The organism is Halomonas sp. HL-93 (genome assembly GCF_900086985.1).
Lineage (GTDB): Bacteria > Pseudomonadota > Gammaproteobacteria > Pseudomonadales > Halomonadaceae > Vreelandella.
Window position 1 is genome coordinate 3,697,988 of the sequence record NZ_LT593974.1, and the last position, 13,838, is coordinate 3,711,825.

At 53.7% G+C, this 13,838-nt stretch carries 15 protein-coding genes; 2 read left to right on the forward strand and 13 right to left on the reverse strand.

Features of this window, described 5'->3' with window-relative positions; translation table 11 throughout:
* Window positions 1-194: 194 nt before the first annotated feature.
* Complete coding sequence (locus GA0071314_RS17120) at window positions 195-683, reverse strand: putative molybdenum carrier protein (protein ID WP_074397753.1); 489 nt, start codon at window positions 681-683, stop codon at window positions 195-197.
* Window positions 684-1,242: 559 nt separating this feature from the next.
* The gene (locus GA0071314_RS17125; protein WP_074397754.1) at window positions 1,243-1,704 is read right to left on the reverse strand and encodes a very short patch repair endonuclease; all 462 of its coding nucleotides are present in this window, start codon (window positions 1,702-1,704) and stop codon (window positions 1,243-1,245) included.
* A 461-nt stretch (window positions 1,705-2,165) separates the two neighbouring features.
* On the opposite strand from GA0071314_RS17125, the gene dcm reads away from it, so the two are divergent.
* Window positions 2,166-4,577 (forward strand): DNA (cytosine-5-)-methyltransferase, encoded by a 2,412-nt coding sequence (gene dcm / locus GA0071314_RS17130; RefSeq protein WP_082934287.1) that lies wholly within the window; start codon window positions 2,166-2,168, stop codon window positions 4,575-4,577.
* Between the two features lie 196 nt (window positions 4,578-4,773).
* Here dcm and GA0071314_RS17135 read toward each other — a convergent pair whose 3' ends face one another.
* From GA0071314_RS17135 to GA0071314_RS17185, 11 genes are all read right to left on the reverse strand, one after another.
* Window positions 4,774-6,036, reverse strand: coding sequence for an McrC family protein (locus tag GA0071314_RS17135; protein ID WP_074397755.1), 1,263 nt, complete (start codon window positions 6,034-6,036; stop codon window positions 4,774-4,776).
* A 2-nt stretch (window positions 6,037-6,038) separates the two neighbouring features.
* The gene (locus tag GA0071314_RS19690; RefSeq protein WP_197668819.1) at window positions 6,039-7,514 is read right to left on the reverse strand and encodes an AAA family ATPase; all 1,476 of its coding nucleotides are present in this window, start codon (window positions 7,512-7,514) and stop codon (window positions 6,039-6,041) included.
* Window positions 7,515-7,879: 365 nt separating this feature from the next.
* A complete protein-coding gene (locus GA0071314_RS17145; protein ID WP_082934289.1) occupies window positions 7,880-8,461 on the reverse strand; it encodes a thermonuclease family protein in 582 nt (193 codons plus the stop codon).
* 5 nt (window positions 8,462-8,466) lie between these two features.
* Window positions 8,467-9,591, reverse strand: a complete 1,125-nt coding sequence (locus GA0071314_RS17150; RefSeq protein WP_074397757.1) for a metal-dependent hydrolase — start codon at window positions 9,589-9,591, stop codon at window positions 8,467-8,469.
* Window positions 9,591-10,532 (reverse strand): AAA family ATPase, encoded by a 942-nt coding sequence (locus GA0071314_RS17155; RefSeq protein WP_074397758.1) that lies wholly within the window; start codon window positions 10,530-10,532, stop codon window positions 9,591-9,593. Before GA0071314_RS17155 ends, GA0071314_RS17150 begins: the two co-directional genes overlap by 1 nt.
* On the reverse strand, window positions 10,478-11,110 hold the full coding sequence (locus GA0071314_RS17160) for a hypothetical protein (protein ID WP_074397759.1): 633 nt from the start codon (window positions 11,108-11,110) through the stop codon (window positions 10,478-10,480). The genes GA0071314_RS17155 and GA0071314_RS17160 overlap by 55 nt, the downstream gene beginning before the upstream one ends.
* Window positions 11,107-11,409: a hypothetical protein gene (locus GA0071314_RS17165; protein WP_156524133.1), complete on the reverse strand. Its 303-nt coding sequence runs from the start codon at window positions 11,407-11,409 to the stop codon at window positions 11,107-11,109. Before GA0071314_RS17165 ends, GA0071314_RS17160 begins: the two co-directional genes overlap by 4 nt.
* Window positions 11,382-11,882, reverse strand: coding sequence for a VRR-NUC domain-containing protein (locus GA0071314_RS17170; RefSeq protein WP_074397761.1), 501 nt, complete (start codon window positions 11,880-11,882; stop codon window positions 11,382-11,384). Before GA0071314_RS17170 ends, GA0071314_RS17165 begins: the two co-directional genes overlap by 28 nt.
* Window positions 11,879-12,196: a 3CxxC-type zinc finger protein gene (locus GA0071314_RS17175; RefSeq protein ID WP_156524134.1), complete on the reverse strand. Its 318-nt coding sequence runs from the start codon at window positions 12,194-12,196 to the stop codon at window positions 11,879-11,881. Before GA0071314_RS17175 ends, GA0071314_RS17170 begins: the two co-directional genes overlap by 4 nt.
* Window positions 12,138-13,073 (reverse strand): helix-turn-helix domain-containing protein, encoded by a 936-nt coding sequence (locus GA0071314_RS17180; protein ID WP_074397763.1) that lies wholly within the window; start codon window positions 13,071-13,073, stop codon window positions 12,138-12,140. The genes GA0071314_RS17175 and GA0071314_RS17180 overlap by 59 nt, the downstream gene beginning before the upstream one ends.
* Window positions 13,073-13,264, reverse strand: a complete 192-nt coding sequence (locus tag GA0071314_RS17185; protein ID WP_074397764.1) for a helix-turn-helix domain-containing protein — start codon at window positions 13,262-13,264, stop codon at window positions 13,073-13,075. The genes GA0071314_RS17180 and GA0071314_RS17185 overlap by 1 nt, the downstream gene beginning before the upstream one ends.
* Window positions 13,265-13,370: 106 nt before the next feature.
* Between GA0071314_RS17185 and GA0071314_RS17190 the strand changes: the two genes are divergently transcribed.
* Window positions 13,371-13,811 carry a helix-turn-helix domain-containing protein gene (locus GA0071314_RS17190; RefSeq protein ID WP_074397765.1) on the forward strand — a complete coding sequence of 147 codons (441 nt, stop codon included), beginning with the start codon at window positions 13,371-13,373 and terminating at the stop codon, window positions 13,809-13,811.
* Window positions 13,812-13,838: the final 27 nt, after the last annotated feature.

Below are 13,838 nucleotides of genomic sequence, written 5' to 3' on the forward strand. Positions count from 1 at the left end.
GGATCGCCTTGCTCATGGCGTTGGCTCGATGATGCAGACATGGTTCCGACATATTCGCAGACCGGAAAAGGCAGACGATGGGAACACCGACGGGTGGCTGTGCGTGTTCGAAGGTGGTGTAGCCGTTGGTCATGATGTATCTCCTGTCGCTTCTCAGCGAGTGGATGGGTTTGTCTTGCGTATATCACTGTAATTCAATCCAGTGATGGGTGCCAGTCCATCAGGCCCAGCAGCTTGCCGATGACCGCTTGCGCAAAGTCGTGCCCTCTGGGCGCCTTGGGCTCACTCGGGCCCGCCACATTGAGCGTCTCGATACCATGCCGCTCGATGAAGCGAGCGGCGATCTCGGCTGCACGATTCGCGGCGATCTCGGAAGCGTCGACCAGCCGGTAAGGGCGGCGCTTCTTGATGCACTGGATCAGAGTCGCCTCGGTGCCACCTTCCAGCTCTCCGAAGTAGAGAACCAGCGTGCCGTCGCTGTCGAGAATGTTCTGGATCATGCGCTGGCGGTAGCCGCCGTGGGGCATCTTGGTCAGCGGGTAGCGATCGGGGATCACGCCGTCTCCCGCCTCGCGGCCCGGCGAACACCAGCCGCCGCAGGGGAAGCCCGCCGAGAGCGCGGCGTCGAGGGCGCCGCGGTCGACGCCGGTCTGGCCGCCGGAGATGATCTGGTTCAGGGTCATGGTCTCGGTTCGATCCGTTTGGGTTTTGCCCAGAGATGATATCCCAGCGGAAGCCGCTACGCTTCTCAGCATTTTCACGGCACATCTCGATCCGGATCACCCGTGAACCTCACCAACTTTTCCCACCGTTCGTTTATCCAGGCGCTCACAGCTCAGAGCCCGGGCATTGCTCTTGTGCGGAAGGCCGAGGCGCAAGGCGTCCCCTCCCAGTTCGCGGTTGAAATTGTCGACTGTGGCAATTAGCCGTCGGCTGCGCTGGCGTTAGCCCTCGGTCTGCAGGGTTTAGTCGAGCAAAGGCTGGCGGCAGGCATCGGCGATGACAAGAGGCATGTGGTCGTGGATGGGCTCGGCGCAGGGAGCGAAGCGGTCATACACACCTGCCCCTTCCTCTTGGATATAATAACCGCATGCTAGTAAACACACTCGCCTGCTGCCGAAGTGCAAGCAGAACTTTGTCCTATCAGCCCTAGCAATCATGAAACGGCGACGGTAACCTGGTATTATACTCAATGCGAAGGATGTAGCTCTTGGTGGGGAACCGATATGGTGGCACCTATGGCTAGGCAGAGCGAGGTCTCGGCGGCCAAGGTGGCCACTCCTGATACTGGTTGACAGCGTGAATCAGGACAGGGATATCTGACAATCGCTCACTGCAATGCTTGAAACCACATTCCCAGACTAGGAGGACGCGCCAACCCAGCTGCTTCAATTTCTCGCATGCTATACGGTCACGTCGGACATTGGCTTCAAACTTATTCTGCCAGAACGACACTCTGCTGCCGGGGGTAGCAGCGTAAAAGCAGCCCACGTGCCGGTGCCAGAAGCAACCGTGCACGAAGATGACTAGGTGATGGCGCGGCAGGACAAGATCAGGCGACCCCGGAAGATTCTTGCGGTGAAGCCTAAACCGAAACCCGTGGGCGTGAAGGTACTTACGAAGGGCAATTTCGGGGTGAGTGTTACGATCCTTTATCGCGCGCATCATGCGCGAGCGAGTTGAAGGATCAACAACATCAGGCATGCTTATAGTCCTCACTCTACATAAACGGTTGCAGGTTTTTATTGATGGCAAGCAGTTTCATTTGATTGACTTCACTGTCGGGCCGCCTGGTCGAAGCTATCAGCTAGATCCGCGATAAGATCCACCTATACCATGTAAACACCATCAATGCACTGTAGAAGTCAATATCATCGTTGGCCTCTTACAAATACGGGAAACCGTATCCGGAGCGCCTCGAGAGACTGATCAAGAATGTAAGAAAACTCACGGACACCGGCAAGCTTTATAGATCACTTAAAATGCCAAAGCCGAATTCATATATAGCTCTAACTCACACATCCAAACGACAAAGCAAATGATAGTAAAAACCAGAAGGAAATGATAAAATGCAAAGCAATTTTTAGGCAATAAAATCTAGCACTATAAGCCGCCCACTCAAACATCAGAAGCTGATAAAAGCTTATTGATAGGCAAAGTCAAATATGCGCGCATCCATCATTAAAGCCGTTATTCAAAGAATTGAAGGTAATAATCTTAGCCTTCAAGAAGCTTCGGCTGAGATTGGCATTACACCAGCATCACTTACTCGCCACTTGAGTGGAGAATATGTAAGAAGCGACTCACTTGCAAAGTACAGGCTTTGGCTTGCTGGAGAAGTCTCAACCGAGAAGCAGAGCGTCAAAAAACAAATTGATGCCTTCCCCTCAGAAGAACTTGAGCGGAGGAATGAAGAGACATATGGACCGGAAAGAATCGTGCCTGAGCTTCTTAAGCAGGACACACAGCACCGAGTTGTCGATCTCTTCTGTGGTTGTGGAGGAATGTCGCTAGGTTTCGACAGGCTTCACGAGGGAAATATCTTCAATACTGTCTTGGCAATGGATATTGAAGAACCCATGACACGCGTCTTCAATGATAACCATCCATTAGAACACGAGGCAGAGTTAAATATAGCAAGAAAAATCGACTTGACTGAATTTCTATCCGAATCAGAAGTTCTTGCATTTTATTTAGACCACCTTTATAGAACAGGCCACGATCCATCTCTAGGCGAAGAGCTAAAAGAACTTGACCAAGGTGGCATTGGCAGGTTACGGGGAAAAATAAAGAGCCTTGACGAAGAGTTCATTGAACGCTTAATTGAAATACGAAATAGCGACGAGTATCAAAACACATATTCTTTGTTAAAAGGTAATGTGCTTGGCCAAACTTCTGTCATAGGTTTTCACCAGGCCTTACGGCTCCCCGTTTCAGGAAAAGGGCTTCCTCGAATTGGAACGATCCTTTGGCATGATGACGGTAAAGCACCTAGTGAATACCACACTTGCCCTGATAATGATCTTTATGTGGCGCGTCAAAAACTGATGTTGCGTCAATGGCTAAAGGAAGTTGAACGGCTCGAAGAGAGGGCTTCTGGCTCGGGAAGTGGCCAGCTCTCATCATCAGCTCGTCGCATTGAAAACTTTATTCAGTTCTTGAAGTCGAGCCCTATGTTAAAAGTTCGGGAAGCGTGGATTGAATGGAAAGCATTACGCGACACTTTGCGTATAAACTTCTTTGACCGAGACGACGTAAAGTTTAAGGTCAAAGAAGTTTACAACCGGGGACGACAAGTATCGGTTGTGCTTGGTGGCCCACCCTGTCAAGGATTTAGCCGAATAGGAAGAGGAAAGCTCCGCAGTTTGCGCGAGCAAAGTGTCCATGTTCATGAAGATGACGCTTCCGGAGATAGCCGAAATCAGCTTATGCACCAATATGTAATGTTTGTTGGTGCCTTAGCCCCGAGCGTGTTTCTTTTCGAAAATGTCAGGCACTTCAAAAGCTCCGTGAAACTAGGAGGAAAACAGTTTGATGCTGCTGATATCCTAGCCGAAGCCATAGAGAACGTTTCATCTCGCGGAATTGCTTATTCGGTTAGTAGCCAGATAATAAATGCTTCACGGCACTTGGTACCTCAAGCGCGAGAGCGTTTTTTCATGGCGGGGGTTCGCAAAGATACCAACACCACATATGTAAACTTAAACCCTGCTAAATGGTGCCTCGCGCTACCAAAATATGAAAGCGTACCTTTGGAAGCAGCTTTGGAAGGGTTGCCTGAACCTCTAACGGTAAAGGAAGACATAGGCCATGGAACAGGGACAGTCCCTTTGAGAGAAAAGCACCGGGTAGTCGGTGACACTCCGTTTGCCAAATACAATGAGTGGGTATCTAAACCAGAAGATACTTTGGTCGACGGACATATTGCAAGACCGGCCAGAGTAGATGATCGTGGTTTCTTCGAAATGCTTGGCCCAGGCAAAAGGTGGATGGACTATAGGTGTGACGACTCTCCTACAATGCAGGGGCTACAAAAGCTTGTGAACAAAATCTACAAGCTGTGTGAACACAACACAGATTTCCTTAAAGAATTGGATATTGATATCAATAGCCTTGAAGAGCTTCGTCAAGCTGTAGATGGATCTTTGACACTACGACTGTTATTAGAAGGGATAACGCCATTGCCGGGTGAAGAAAAGCACCACTTGATTACAGATACATACCTAAGAAAGAAAGAAGGTCAGCATGGTGATTGGCTTGCACGAATGGATCCTGCTCGGCCATCCAAAACGGTTGTCAGCCATATGGCCAAAGACACTTATGCATACGTGCACCCTACCAGACCACGCACAATATCTGTTCGAGAAGCAGCGCGAATACAGAGCTTTCCAGATGATTATAAATTTGGCTCTGTAGGACTTGTGGATGGTTTCCGTGTAACGGGGAACGCAGTCCCACCTTTGTTAGGGGCTCAACTCGCCGAGCGAGTAGCTCAGCTTTTACAATATAACGCAGGTCAATTTTCCGCAGACCCCACAGTAACAAAGCATCATCCGCCTGCTGCTGAAAATGTCTAAAAAACATCCTAAGCTCTAAAGCATAGTGTCAAAAACTAGGGAGAGAAGGGCGCTTCTTCCTAGAAACACTCGCAAAGAGCTTTAGGCCCTGGATTCATAGAATAACTGCTGCACTTTGGGTAACGAGGTTGCAGCAGAGCCAGAGATTTGTAACCTGAAAAACTCATGGGGCCGCCCCATGACAAAATTAATTAAATCAAAAGCCAAAAATATTGAGCAAGGCAACCCTAAGAGTTTCTTCAGCAGCATCTCTAACTTTCTTATCTCTAGAAACAATAGACTCAACATCAACAGAGACTATATGGATACTTCTGGATTCACCAACGACATTGTAGGAAGCTCTCCAGCCACTTTCCATCCAGTCACTCTTTGGAAAAAAAAGCAAAGCTTCGCTTAGTCCATATGAGCTCAAGTACGCATTAACTTGATAAAAATCTGAAGGGCTCAACCCTAGGTTGCGGCCATACCTACTCAGCTTTTTCCACTTTGCGTCACCTACAAAAACAGGCTCATCATCTCTAAAAAAAACGTAATCTGGACGAAGCCTGAGGCGTAATGCTTTTTCATCGACAGACTCGAGGTGATATTTTTCCGGCGTGAGGTGCGTAGGAGTGACTGAACTGTCTAACAAAACCCTTTTCAAAACTGACCGCATAAGCTTTTCAAACAAATGCGCCATTGCAAATGTAATTGTGACGCCGCCTTTCAAACCAGCTTGAGTTGCATCGAGAGAGTGGTTCTCTGCCAACAATCGTGCAAATATAACGACTTCTTCCCAGTCGCGTTCGTATCGACCAATTACAAGGTTTTTAATATCGCTTGTGCGAAGTGACCTTTCATTAACATCATCAAGTGTATCGGCTATTGATAGAAGAGCAGCTCTATTCCTTGCAGACCTAGTAAGAGCTAGCAGCTTCACCACAGTCCACTTCACCAACTTTGTAAGAGGGTTATCTCTAGTGAGCGGTGTATGAGTAATCGGCACAAGCAGCTTTTCAGTTGGAAGGCTCCTAGCCGCTTCTGAAAAATTGATTCTCCCTTTTATTACGCTAGATCTTTCATTTCTACTTACATACCTGCGAGGCAAATTGTGAGAGATGCCGTCTTCAATTTTTCGGACTAAATCATCGATCACTAGTTCAAGAGGGTCACCTTTTGATATAGCAGAATAACCCGCTCTTGAGCGCGTATTTTTCAAATATCCTACCGACCTCAAGAAGTCTTCTAAAAAATAAAAGGAGGCATTACCGGTTTGAGTTTTCGGGAGTATGGATATCCTGATCCCACCTATAGATACAGCACCTACAGATTCTAAGGCATAAATCTCACCCCCCTTTTTTCTAAAAATAGGAGTGGGTGAATTCTCCGACAACCGCATCAGCCTCTCTTTTGTTTCTAAGGTACTAAAGCGTTTTGGCAAGACAAGCTTATCATTCTCACACACATGAACTATATCCATGTTCACAGCCTTATGAAATTCTTTAAAAAACTCTCAAAGGCAATTGGATCCCACATTGAATTCTCAGGGTCCCACCAGCTCTCAAACTCGTAAGATATGGCATCTTCAAGCTCAAAATCCTCTGGAAGGTTTTTTAGCAAATGTCCGTCGGCCTGTTTCTCCCTAAATAGCGATATTATATTTTCATCATGACTCGAGACACCTGCAACAGCTCGTACTTTCCTCCAGTCTTGACGAAAGTATTCCTCAATTGTAGGAATCAAACTTTTACGCCAGACATAAGCTATAGCTTTTAACTCTTTATCTGCACTTCCTTCCCAGTTGTTTTCAATTATGCAAGCCAGTAGGCTCTCTTCCATAAACTGAGCATGGCCAATACGAAAGTCCTTACCCATCAAGATATCTAAACGGGAATTTATTGTTGATAAAATAGCTCTAACGTCAACCCCTCCGAAATCATCAGGACAAAAGCTTGGATCCGCATCCACTAGTTCGAATGAGAATCTTCGACGCATAGCAAAGTCCATAGAAGTTAGAGACTTATCTGCTGTATTCATTGTCCCTATTACAGAAAGCTCTCTCGGCACCGAAAAAAGTTCCTGCGAATATGGCAGCCAAACCTTCCTTTCGTTTTTTTCACCTTTCCTTTTATCTTTTTCTAGAAGTGTAAGGAGCTCACCAAAAACCCGAGACAAATCTGCTCGATTGATTTCATCAATAACGATAGCTACATTTTGAGATTTTCTGTAATTAGCAAGTTCAGATATACGACTATAAACGGCACGATAATGACCGACGTTAGATAGATCCGAACTCGAAACACCTAACCTTTCAGCCACGATTCTTCTGATAGTTGACCCCACCCTCCGCTTGTCAGTTTCTCCATTGGAAACGTTCGGAGCAAGAACATCTGGATCCGAAGGGTCTATCCCACAATCATGCAAATTCTTCATCCCACTGCCTGGTAATGAAAATACGTCGGGTTTAAGTCCTTTTGATTTCGCCGTCTCTATCATGTCTCTAAGAACGAACTTCCTTTGCTCATTTCCAACCGAATCACTACGTTCAGGCCTCACCAAGATAAGCCAACCAGCTTCTATTACCTGAAGAACTTCATACTTTTTCCCACTAGACTCAATGACTTCCCCCACCTCTAGATCATTTTTATATTCAGACAGCTTACAAAGATTAAGAAAAGGCCCAGAGACAATATCATATACAACATCATTTGATTTGTTTAATAATGGCCGGTAACCTTCAATAAAATCTTCATAGGAGAAGCTGGGGTGGAATGTTACCCACAGTATACGTCCGGAGTTCACTAACTGGTCATGTAGCACAGCAATTTTTTCATCATCACCTTTAGCCGCATGATACTTGTTTGGCTCTACCGCTCGCACGGCTTCTCTGGCTGCTTTCCATGTTTTTCCGGTTCCCGGAGGGCCATACAAGAGTTTCATGACAGGCTCGAACGACATAGTTTCCATACTCCTTTTCGATGATGCGATCAGCATCCCACATGATATAACGCTGATTTAACTAGTGATTTTTCACTATGCTTGGATAAGGAGCATTGGTCAACAATGAAGTCTAATATACTGTTCTGACATAAAAGTTAGGGCTTCATACGGCTAACAAAAAATCATTAATTTACACTTAGTTATATTACAGAACCCAAAGTTTGTCGCTTCAATTAATCTCGGGTCTATAACGACTAGCGCATGGAAGATTCATCTCAGCTTCGTGGCTTGACATGACTGACCTCGTTCGATGTGCTGCTGCGAGGGGTGATCCATTTCGATGGGCAACAACAGTACTTTTGGGGACGTTGGCCTTGAGTGAATCAACGCCGCCACTCCCACGGCCTTTGCTGCAAACCCGGCTCAGCCCAAACCCCCAGCCCTGTCGATTTAGCCTGCCGCTCTGCAGCCGAATAGCGGTCTTCACTGCAGTAACGATTGTAGACTGCAGCCTGCCCCGCTTCGACCATTGCCAGGTTCAAGCTACGTCCTTCTGACAGCACTTCGCCGACAAGGCGCCCGTAGCGGTCGCGATCATGAGTGACGATCTCTACCTGGCTGGGCGTGATTCTGCGCAGATAGTCGCGGCTCTGGCGCCCCCAGGGTTGCTGCCCCATCTCTGGGGTGTCGATGCAGTAGAGACGCACCTTCTCTTCTTGTCCGGCACAGCGTACGGTCATCGTATCACCGTCATAGATGCTCTCCACACGACAGTTCAACCGGTCGGCTGTGGCGTTTCCCGCCCCCGGCACCCCATCATTGCCGTCGAGACCTGGCAGCAGCCAGGGAAAGGTAAGGGCGACGACGGCCACTGTCCAGAACAGCGGCATTCGCTTGTGTCGACCGTGCCGGGTGAGTCGGGTTGCCAATCGCCGGATCGCGTTTCCTACTTGTGTTTTATTCATGTTACCTACCTGTCACGAGAAAATTTGTCATCTTCATGCAGCCATGGGCGTAATTCGGCGGGTATTACGCCCGCCGTTTCCTCGCTCAGCGCTACCTTGGGGACGGTGTCGCCTGGTAAGTGGCGCACCTGCACGGTGATCAACAGGTCGCGCAGGGGACGCGCGCCCCAGCTCTCGATGACCCCGGGTTCGGCGTAAGAGAGGCTTACATCGTCGCCGCTGACGGCCACTGAGGGCGCCTGGTCGGCAATTCCCCGCGCCGTGAGGCTACCGATCAGGAAGACCTCGCCTGTCGCCTCTAGCGGCTTGAGCGCGTTCATCAGCGCTGCTGGCGAGGTGTGCTCGGCGTCAATATGGCGCGTGACGGTTTCCTGCCGCTCACCTTTGACTGCCACAGCGCTTTCGGCATACCAGTTACAGTCACCGCTGCGACAGACAGTCTGCGGCCCTCCCTCCGTGTCGATCAGGAAGCCAGCGGCCTTCCAGGGGCCGATAATCGGGTAGTTGCCATTCACATCGGCAAGCGTGAGGTTGTCGCGCCCCTCGAGGCGCAGCGACCAGCGGTTATCCCCCTTCTCCGCATCGTACCGGGTTCTGGCAGTGGCAATGTCGCCGATGGCAGCGGCGATCACGCTGCCGGTATCCGGCTTGGCCTCGGCCATGCCGAGCAGCGGCACCGTGGTCGCAACGAGGATCACGGCGAAGGCCAGCTCGCCCCAGCCCATGGCGCGCATGCGATAACGTTCATTGCCCGGCAACACGCAGCGCCAGCGCGCCGGCCAGAACCATCCCACGCCCGCCGGGGTCATCATGTCCGCCACTGGGTGCGAGGTGTATCCCGCCACAACAGCCAGCCAAAGGCCGTGCGGCAGCAACGGCCAGAGCAGCATGGCGAGTACGATGCAAGCGAGCAGCGAGTGGGTCAGGGTGCGGTGGCCGAAACGGTACTCCAGTGGCTCCGATAGCCATGGAAACAGCCTTCCGACGACGCCATGACGCTTGTCGAGATCCGGCAGCAACGCGGCTCCGGCGGCCAGACACGCTTCCGGCCAGCTGGGCGCGTGCCCAACCGCCAGGCTCAAGGCAACAAACGCGGCCTGTCCGGCCACCATGTGGGTCGGAGCAAGCATTATCGACGACTCCGCATCTGAAAGAAGAAAAACCGCAGCCCCATAAAGATCGCCGTGGCCACGCCGGAGAGCACCAGCATCTGAGTGTCGCCGAGGCCACGGCTGATGTAGCGACTGGCCATGCCGATCACCAGCAACACCACCAGCAGCGGGGTCATATCCACATAGCGAATACCGGCCTCATGGTAGAGTGAGCGCGCCTTAGCTGGGGTTATCTCGCCCTCCTTGTCGGCCTCCTCAAGCATGCCGCGAATCGCTGCCGGTATGCCGCCTCCGGCCTGAGCGACGTGGCGCAGGAACCGGTCACGGGTGCGCTCGTCGGAGAAGCGCAACGGGCGCAAGGTCAGCCACCGCTCGGCCACCTCGCGGCTGTCGTCGAGCGGCAGCGGCTTGAGCTCCACGGTGGTCTGGAAGCGCCACAGCAGTCGCTCGATGCGCGTGCGGCGATTGGCATCGTCCATGCACGCGACTACCTGGGCGCAGTCGAGGATGACGGCAAACAGCTCGGCCTGGCTCGGCGGTACCTCAAGCGTTTCCAGCAGCACCAGGAAGCGTTGGCGTCGCAGGCTTCCCTCCAGCAGATCCACGGTATCGGCGACGGGCAGGCGGCGCAGCGGGCGCACCAGATCCGCCCAGGGCAGGCTTCCCTCGCGTTTGACGCGCGCCAACGTGCGCGGCGGCAGCATGGCTTCTGGCACGGCCAGTCCGCAGCGCTCATGAATCTGGCGGGCCAGTTCTAGCAGGCTCGACTTGGTCGTGCCTGCGGGAACGAACACAACCGGCTGCTCGTCGTCTTTCAGTTGGCCGTGAAGATGGCGCAGGAAAGCGGACTTGCCGATGCCCGCCCGGCCCTGGATCAGCACATTGGCACCACGTTGAATGGCGCTCAGGGCATCTTCCGCTTCACGTGCTCGGCCAACAAATCCCGTAACGTCGTCCACTGTTCACCTCCAAATTCACGGGCAATGCGTTCGCTGAGCGCCTGCTGTTTGGCCTGCCGCTCGGCATAGTCCAGATCCGCCAACTCCATCGCTTCGGCTACCGGCCATAGGCTATCCGGCTCGGCGATGCCTTCCTCCACCTGGCGGCGCTGGTATTCCAGCCGGTCGCGGCGGAAATCCCGCATCCTCTCGGCTTCGGCCAGTTCCAGCGCCAGCGCCTCCAGCTCCGAAACGCTGACTAAGAAGCCCGTCAGCACACCGTCACGGCTAGCTGTCCAGGCGCTACGGGCCTCAGCGGTGCGGAGTTCATGGCTGCGGTCGAACAGCGGAATCGAGACGCTTATGCCCGCGTTGGCGCCAGCAGCACCTCCCTCGACGGTGCCACGCTGTGTCCAGCCCAGCGTGATATCGCTCGACCAATCGCGCTGGCGCGTCGTCTCCCGGTACTCGGCGTACTCAGCCGCCAGCACTGGATTAGCGCGCTGCACCAAGGCGATGGCGTCGTCCAGCGGTGCGGCCTCCGCCCACACCGGGGCGGCAATCGTCACAATGGCGGCCAATGCCGCTTTGCGAATCATGAGAACAGCTCCCGCTGTACCGGCGTCATGCTGACCAGCACCAGGGACTGCTGCTGAAGCGTGAGCAGCTCCTTGACCTGGTCGAGCGCCTCCTGATCCATCCCCTCCGATTCAAGGACGATCTGTAGTTTGCCTTCGTCGGTGGTGGTGATCTTCTTGACCTTGGTGGTCAGCTCGTCAACGCGGGCGTCAACGGGCAGTGTCTGGCCATCCGGGCTGATGTGGATCATCGCAGCATCGTGGCGGCGGCCTTCAGTCTGTGCGGTAGCGGTCATAGCGGCATCCTCTTGGCTTGGCATTCGCCCAGGCGCTCGGGGCGCGGAGCGGGATAAGTGATGGGTCGGTCGGGGGCGGCGATCGGAGCGGCTTTATCCTCTGTTCCCAGGTAGTCTTCGATGACGGCGCGGGCAGCCTCCCAACCTCGGCATATCTCGGCACAGTAGCCATGGCGGCGTAACGCAGCGATCCATTGCCGCTGCACCTCGCTGGGCCGTCCGCGGCGCGTCTTCAGTTCGATGTACAGGCCGTGATAAGGGCCACTCGGCACCGGCAGGCAGATATCCGGCACGCCGGACTTCACGCCCTCTGCGCGCAGCTTCTGCGCCTCAACTGAGTAGCGCACCGTGCGGCCACGCTTGTCGGTACGCTCCTTTGATGGCCGCACGCCGCCGTTTGGTATGGCGTAGAGCAGTTCGAGTGCTGGCCAGCGTCCTACGCCGTACTCGGCCCACTTGAACAGGGCTACCTGCTCTTGATGTTCGCTCGCGCTCATGGGCAGGGCCTCCTTACTTGGGTCTTCAGGTTTTGCAGTACGCGCCGCGCATTGTCTTCATCGACACGTCTAGGGCGCGGTAAACGATGCACACAGGCTTGCGGCTGGCAGCGCTGACGGTAGGCTTCTCGCAGCTCGGACACCGCAGGAAAGCGAGGCTGGGCGGCAACATGTGTCTTCACGGTTGCCAGGAAGGCGTCGTCGTCCATGTGGGCCAGTTGATCCCAGTAGACGGCCAACCGCTCCCGGCTCAGCTCAGTGCCATACGCGGCTGACAGGTAGGCCATGCCCTTCTGGAACGTCGTGTTGTGCATGTTCTTGCTCTCCTCTGAACATAGAATCCAGCGCGGCCAAGGTGCCGCCGATGCGCTGCGACTCGCCATAGCGCGATCCACGTGAGTCCGGCAGCGGAACGATGTCGGTTTCCAGCTCATCCTCCCACCCACGCCTTCGCAGCCAGGTCGCCGGGTACGGAATGAACTGCCCGCCCTCCTTTCGCCAGTCCGGCGATGCCCGAGCTTGTGCCACGGCCTGCAGGATCCGCTCGGTCAGACCCTCGTCTGGCGCGAGCTTCATCCAGGCCTTGCGGGCGTCCGCCTTGCCCCGGCGTTTCGGGTATGCGCGCCAGAAGTCCGCAAAGGACGCTTCCCGAGCAGCTTCCCCGCACTTCGCCTTCGGCTCGCTTGCGCTCATGTCCGTTGCGCAAAAAAGGGGGTTAATGTTCCTGGTTTGTTCTTGGTATGTTCGGGCGGGTAATTCACCCGCCGTTTCAGGGGTAAAACACCCGCCCTTTTGTGGCGATTCACCCGCCCTTTGTGGTGAATCAACAGCGGGGGAAATACCCGCCTTTTCGTCGTCAACGGCGGGTGCTTTACCCGCCCTTCTCTGGATATCGGCGGGCGGATCACCCGCTGTTTGTGATGCCTGCCATAGCCGGTAGCGAGAGGTTGCTGCGCGACCGCCTCCCGCCTCGACCGTCAGCCAGCCGAAGCCTTCGAGTCGGCGGATGGTGCGCTGAACATCTCGGCGGTCGATGCCGGTCAATGCGGCCAGCGTTGACACGGAAGGCCAACACGTCCTTTCGGTATCCGCATGGGCATAAAGCGCGCCTAGCACGCGCATATCCCGTGCGCCCAGACGCCGGTCGGTGAACGCGGAGAGCGGCATCCAGGCATGCGCCGGGGCAGCCATCAGGCCACCTCGTCGGCGAGCAGTTGTGCCACTGGAACCCCCAGCACTGCAGCGATAGCCTTGAGCCGTTCCAGCGTGATATCGCGCTGTCCACTCTCGAGGCGGCTGATATCGCTTTGACTGCAGCCGATGGCTTCAGCCAGCTCTATCTGGGTTAATCCGGCGTCGAGCCTAGCTTGTCGAAGTTGCATAAAGACCTCCTGGCAGTTACATACCCAATGTCGTTAATACATATAAAAAGACATAAGAATGTTGAACAGGCATAATTCAATAATCTCATTGTTTCAGTAGATGACTATGGAAATCGTTTCTTCTCGTTTTCGTGCTGCACGAAAAGCCAAGCGTCTGAATCAAATGGAGTTGGCTGAGCGGATTGGCGTCGACCAGGCGCGCGTCTCTCGCGTGGAGCGTGGCGAACGCGGACTGACACGTAGCCAGCTGCTGCAGGCATCCAAGGTGCTGGACGTGTCGGTCGAGTATTTGATGGGCCTCGACCTGGGGGACAATGTCGCTGAGTACACTGTCCAGGAAACCACCAGCAAGCAAGCCGAGCTGGTCGCCGATCAGATGGCCCCCACAGGACTGCGTGAGCTGGCCATCGACCAGCAACTTACCCGACACCTCCAGATCACCACTGAAGAGTGGCATGCGCTTTCCTCCATTGTGCTGCCCGGGGAAGCTAGCCGGGATGGCTACGTCCAGCTTCTGTTCACTATTCGGGCAATCTGTTACACGTGACCAAAACGTGACGCACGTGGGTCACGC

Bases quoted from the DNA above. Each gene is read 5' to 3' on its own strand.
- GA0071314_RS17120 (WP_074397753.1), bottom strand. From the start codon at position 683: ATGACCCTGAACCAGATCATCTCCGGCGGCCAGACCGGCGTCGACCGC.
- GA0071314_RS17125 (WP_074397754.1), bottom strand. From the start codon at position 1,704: ATGCCTGATGTTGTTGATCCTTCAACTCGCTCGCGCATGATGCGCGCG.
- dcm (WP_082934287.1), top strand. From the start codon at position 2,166: ATGCGCGCATCCATCATTAAAGCCGTTATTCAAAGAATTGAAGGTAAT.
- GA0071314_RS17135 (WP_074397755.1), bottom strand. From the start codon at position 6,036: ATGGATATAGTTCATGTGTGTGAGAATGATAAGCTTGTCTTGCCAAAA.
- GA0071314_RS19690 (WP_197668819.1), bottom strand. From the start codon at position 7,514: ATGTCGTTCGAGCCTGTCATGAAACTCTTGTATGGCCCTCCGGGAACC.
- GA0071314_RS17145 (WP_082934289.1), bottom strand. From the start codon at position 8,461: ATGAATAAAACACAAGTAGGAAACGCGATCCGGCGATTGGCAACCCGA.
- GA0071314_RS17150 (WP_074397757.1), bottom strand. From the start codon at position 9,591: ATGCTTGCTCCGACCCACATGGTGGCCGGACAGGCCGCGTTTGTTGCC.
- GA0071314_RS17160 (WP_074397759.1), bottom strand. From the start codon at position 11,110: ATGATTCGCAAAGCGGCATTGGCCGCCATTGTGACGATTGCCGCCCCG.
- GA0071314_RS17165 (WP_156524133.1), bottom strand. From the start codon at position 11,409: ATGCCAAGCCAAGAGGATGCCGCTATGACCGCTACCGCACAGACTGAA.
- GA0071314_RS17170 (WP_074397761.1), bottom strand. From the start codon at position 11,882: ATGAGCGCGAGCGAACATCAAGAGCAGGTAGCCCTGTTCAAGTGGGCC.
- GA0071314_RS17175 (WP_156524134.1), bottom strand. From the start codon at position 12,196: ATGCACAACACGACGTTCCAGAAGGGCATGGCCTACCTGTCAGCCGCG.
- GA0071314_RS17180 (WP_074397763.1), bottom strand. From the start codon at position 13,073: ATGGCTGCCCCGGCGCATGCCTGGATGCCGCTCTCCGCGTTCACCGAC.
- GA0071314_RS17185 (WP_074397764.1), bottom strand. From the start codon at position 13,264: ATGCAACTTCGACAAGCTAGGCTCGACGCCGGATTAACCCAGATAGAG.
- GA0071314_RS17190 (WP_074397765.1), top strand. From the start codon at position 13,371: ATGGAAATCGTTTCTTCTCGTTTTCGTGCTGCACGAAAAGCCAAGCGT.